Raw genomic sequence first — 3,775 nt, forward strand, 5'->3', positions numbered from 1 at the left:
GTGCCCTCATAGATTTCGGTGATCTTGGCGTCACGGTACAGGCGCTCGACGGGATAGTCGCGGCTGTAGCCGTTGCCACCCAGAATCTGCACGGCGTCGCGGGTCACGTCCACCGCCGCCTCACTGGCGAGCAGCTTGGCGATGCTGGCTTCCTTGCCGAACGGCTGGCCCTGATCCTTGAGCCACGCGGCCTTGAGGGCCACCAGTCGGGCACTTTCGATGCGGGCTGCCATCCGCGCCACCTTGAAGCTCACGCCCTCGAACTCGCGCAATTTTTTGCCGAACTGCTCGCGCTCGCAGGCGTAGCGGGCCGCGTGTTCCATAGCCGCGCGGGCAATCCCGAGCGCCTGCATAGCAATCCCGATGCGCCCGCTGTCCAGGCTCGCCAGCGCAATGACCAGCCCCTCGCCCTCGCCGCCGACCATATTGGCCTGGGGCACCCGCACATTCTCAAAATGGACCGTGGTGGTCTGGGAAGCGTGGAGCCCCATCTTTTCCTCGGGTTTGCCAAAAGACAGCCCAGGCGTGCCGTCCTCGACGATAAAACAGCTGATGCCCCGCGCTCCCGGCCCGCCCGTCCGCGCCATGACCAGATACGTCTGGGCCTGCCCGCCGGACGTGATCCAGGCTTTGGTGCCGTTCAGCACCCAGGCGTCGCCGTCGCGTCCAGCCTTCAGGCGCAGGCCCGCCGCGTCGCTGCCCGCTTCCGGCTCGGTGAGGCAGAAGGCCCCGATGTGCTGCCCGGTCGCCAGCGGTTTCAGGTATTTTTCGCGCTGGTCGTCGGTGCCGTAGCGCAGAATCATCTGTTCGGGCAGGCCGTTCTGCACGCTGACCACCACCGCGACGCTGGCGTCCGCCGCCGCGATTTCCTCCAGGCACAGGGCGTAGGTCACGTTATCGAGGCCCGCGCCGCCCCACTCCTCGGGCACGGTGGCACCCAGCAGGCCCAGGTCGGCCAGCCCGCGTAGCTGCTCACGCGGGTACTCGCCGCTGCGGTCGAATTCGGCGGCACGCGGAGCGATTTCGGCGCGGCAGTAGTCGCGGACGTGCTGCACGATCAGGCGCTGCTCACTCTTCAGCCCAAAGCTCATGCCTGTTTCCGGCTGGCCCGTTTCCGGCTGGATGGTGGTCATGGATTCAGGGTAGCAAACGGGCGTCCGCGCAGAACAACGTGCAGCGGGCCAGCATCACGGGGCAGCCGTTACTCCCAGGGCCAGTTGCGTATTTTCGACAGCCACAAAACGCAAGCAGCACCTGCTGCTATCCCCAGAAGCTCCAGCACAGCCCAGCGGGTTTCCCCATTTCCAACAGCCCGGACCAATTGCAGCAGCAAAACGACGATCATGGCGAACATAAGCCAGTTGAACTGTTTTCTGGACATTCCTGGCCTCCGGTGCCGTTCAGTCTAGCGCTTCCCGCAGCGCCTCCTCGATGCCGCGCCCGCGCCAGCCGGATTCGATGGTCTGGACTTCGCCGCCCTCCCAGCGCAGGTATACGCCGATCACCGCGCCGCCCGCAATAGCCAACGCTGCCGCTGCCAGGGTATCAAGCGGCGCAGCAGGGCAAAGTTTCAGAGCGGCCTGGCGCAGCGCCGGGGCCAGGGGCAGAGGCGGACGGGTCACACGGACGCGGGCGGGCAGATTCACGCCCCCGATTCTAGCCGGAGGGTACAATAAGTCCGAAATGGCCTGCCCTACCCGGAGAACCCCCTGCGCGTCCTGATGTGGCTGCTGTGTATTTTGCTGGTGCTGCTGGGCCTCGGCGTCGCCGTGCTGTCGGTCGGGGCTTACGCACAGCTCAGCAGCAGTGCGCCGCTGTGGCTCCGCTCCGTCGGCTCTATCGAAGGGGTCATCGGCGCAAAAATCGGCACCTTCGGCCTGCCCCTGTTCAGCCGGGCGCTGCTGCTGTCGGTGCTGGCGAGTGCCCTGCTGGGCCTGGCGACCTACCTGCGGCCCCAGCGCTAGAAGGCGTCAGGCAGCCGCAGTCCGTTCCAGCAGCCAGCTGAGAATCAGTTCGCGCACCTCGGCCCGGGCCTTGTCGTTGAGGAGTTCGTGGTAGCCGCCGCTGAATTCCATATAGGTCTTGTCGGCGGCGGGCAGCAGGTCGAAAAAGCGTTTGCTGCCGCGCGGATCGGTCACCTGATCCTGGGAGCCGTGAAACACCAGCGTCGGCAGGGTCCATTTCGGGTAGGCCTTCCAGAGCTGGGCGCTGAGCACCAGCATGGTCGCCGCGCTGAGTGAAGGCACCTTGCCGTGGTAAATCTGCTGGTCTTCCTCGTACAGCCGGACCTGATCGGCCTGGGTGCTCAGGTGGGAGGTCGGCAGCTCCGTGACGCCCAGCCGGGGCGCGACTCTGGCGAGCAGCGGGGCCAGCTTCTTTTTGAGGGCCGGTTCGTTTTCCCCGACCAGCAACGCCGGACTCGACAGGATGACCCCGCTGAGGCCGCGCGGATCACGGGCCGCGCTGGCCGCCGAGATCAGGCCGCCCATGCTGTGGCCGAACAGGAACACGGGCAGCGCCTGCCCCCGTAGGGCTTCACGCGCCCTCAGGTGGTCGGCGACCAGATCGTTCATGTCGACCACGGCCCGCCGACCTTCCGAGGTGCCGTGCCCGCGCTGATCGTAGGCGTACACCGTCAGGCCGCTTTCGACCAGTGCCGGAATCAGGCCGTGATACCCCTCGACATAGCGCCCGACATATTCACCAAAACCGTGGGCCAGCAGCACCGCGCCGCGTGGCCGGGCCGCCTGCCACATGTAACCGTTCACCGGCGCACCGGGCACCGTCCAGAGTTGTTTTTGCATACGCGAGTGTACTCAATTGGCCGCATGAAGCGCGAATAAATGCAAATGAGATGTACCTGGCCGGGCCAGCCGTCAGACTGTGACTATGGCAGACATTTCAAGGAAGGCTTCGGCCCACTGGCAGGGCGACCTCATGAGCGGCAAAGGCACCGTCGGTACGGAAAGCGGCGTGCTGAAAGACGCCCAGTACAGCTTCAAGACCCGCTTCGAGAATGGCGCGGGCACCAACCCCGAGGAACTGCTGGCCTCGGCCCACGCGGGCTGCTTTACCATGCAGCTCTCGGCGCTGCTGGCAAACCACGGCCACACCGACGTGGACCTGAACACCGAAGCCACCTGCGAGATGGAAAAGGACGGCGCGGGCTTCAAGATCAGCGCCATGCGGCTGGTCGTGCGCGGCAAGGTCAGCGGCAGCGACCAGAAGGACTTCGAGGAACATGTCAAGCAGGCCGCCGAAATTTGCCCACTGAGCAAGATCATGGCGGGCAACGTGAACGTGACCCACGAAGCGATTCTGGATTAATCTCCAGATAAAAGAGCCGCCCCGGCCAGTGCTGAGGCGGCTTTTCGGCTACGGATTCGGGAGTCTACTTCGCCTCGGGGTAAGCTCGCCCGCCGCATGACCCTGCCTGACCGCCAGGAAAGGGCCAAAATGCGCGACCCGCAAAAGCTCTGGCTTGAACTTGCGGAAAAGGGCGTGCTGGCCCCGCCACCCGATGCCATTCGCCTGAATACGGCAGTGTTGGCCCCAGCAGACGCGGCGCTACTGATCACCCATCTGACGGGCCAGCGACTGTAAACCCGGCTAACCACCGCTGAAAAACCGTGCCGTCTCGCGGTGCAGCATTTCCACGTAATCCAGCGAGTCGAAGCCGTGCCCCGCGCCCGGAATGGCCGTCACGTCGCAGTTGAGGGCGCGGCCATACTGCACGCCCCAGGCAGGTGGACAGGTCGTGTCGGCGTCGCCGTGA

General features: G+C 65.4%; 7 protein-coding genes. 3 read left to right on the forward strand and 4 right to left on the reverse strand.

The annotated features are described in order from the left end of the window. The 3 genes from QZ269_RS12255 to QZ269_RS12265 form a co-directional block, all read right to left on the reverse strand. A partial coding sequence (locus QZ269_RS12255; RefSeq protein ID WP_291426990.1) for an acyl-CoA dehydrogenase family protein occupies window positions 1-1,133 on the reverse strand: 1,133 nt, incomplete at its 3' end. Between the two features lie 68 nt (window positions 1,134-1,201). Further along, window positions 1,202-1,381: a hypothetical protein gene (locus QZ269_RS12260; protein WP_291426991.1), complete on the reverse strand. Its 180-nt coding sequence runs from the start codon at window positions 1,379-1,381 to the stop codon at window positions 1,202-1,204. Between the two features lie 19 nt (window positions 1,382-1,400). Beyond that, window positions 1,401-1,646, reverse strand: a complete 246-nt coding sequence (locus QZ269_RS12265) for a hypothetical protein (RefSeq protein ID WP_291426992.1) — start codon at window positions 1,644-1,646, stop codon at window positions 1,401-1,403. Window positions 1,647-1,721: 75 nt separating this feature from the next. Here QZ269_RS12265 and QZ269_RS12270 point away from each other — a divergent pair, with 75 nt between their 5' ends. Next, window positions 1,722-1,964, forward strand: coding sequence for a hypothetical protein (locus QZ269_RS12270; RefSeq protein WP_291426993.1), 243 nt, complete (start codon window positions 1,722-1,724; stop codon window positions 1,962-1,964). A 6-nt stretch (window positions 1,965-1,970) separates the two neighbouring features. On the opposite strand, the gene QZ269_RS12275 is transcribed toward QZ269_RS12270, so the two are convergent. Next, complete coding sequence (locus QZ269_RS12275) at window positions 1,971-2,804, reverse strand: alpha/beta hydrolase (RefSeq protein WP_291426994.1); 834 nt, start codon at window positions 2,802-2,804, stop codon at window positions 1,971-1,973. Window positions 2,805-2,889: 85 nt separating this feature from the next. On the opposite strand from QZ269_RS12275, the gene QZ269_RS12280 reads away from it, so the two are divergent. After that, window positions 2,890-3,327, forward strand: a complete 438-nt coding sequence (locus QZ269_RS12280; protein ID WP_291426995.1) for an OsmC family protein — start codon at window positions 2,890-2,892, stop codon at window positions 3,325-3,327. A 96-nt stretch (window positions 3,328-3,423) separates the two neighbouring features. Further along, on the forward strand, window positions 3,424-3,603 hold the full coding sequence (locus QZ269_RS12285) for a hypothetical protein (protein ID WP_291426996.1): 180 nt from the start codon (window positions 3,424-3,426) through the stop codon (window positions 3,601-3,603). Window positions 3,604-3,775: the final 172 nt, after the last annotated feature.

The sequence above is a fragment of the Deinococcus sp. genome, from assembly GCF_018260405.1.
GTDB lineage: Bacteria > Deinococcota > Deinococci > Deinococcales > Deinococcaceae > Deinococcus.

Excerpts from the sequence above, each read along its gene's own strand:
- QZ269_RS12285 (WP_291426996.1), top strand. The coding sequence starts at position 3,424 with ATGACCCTGCCTGACCGCCAGGAAAGGGCCAAAATGCGCGACCCGCAA.
- QZ269_RS12260 (WP_291426991.1), bottom strand. The coding sequence starts at position 1,381 with ATGTCCAGAAAACAGTTCAACTGGCTTATGTTCGCCATGATCGTCGTT.
- QZ269_RS12275 (WP_291426994.1), bottom strand. The coding sequence starts at position 2,804 with ATGCAAAAACAACTCTGGACGGTGCCCGGTGCGCCGGTGAACGGTTAC.
- QZ269_RS12280 (WP_291426995.1), top strand. The coding sequence starts at position 2,890 with ATGGCAGACATTTCAAGGAAGGCTTCGGCCCACTGGCAGGGCGACCTC.
- QZ269_RS12270 (WP_291426993.1), top strand. The coding sequence starts at position 1,722 with ATGTGGCTGCTGTGTATTTTGCTGGTGCTGCTGGGCCTCGGCGTCGCC.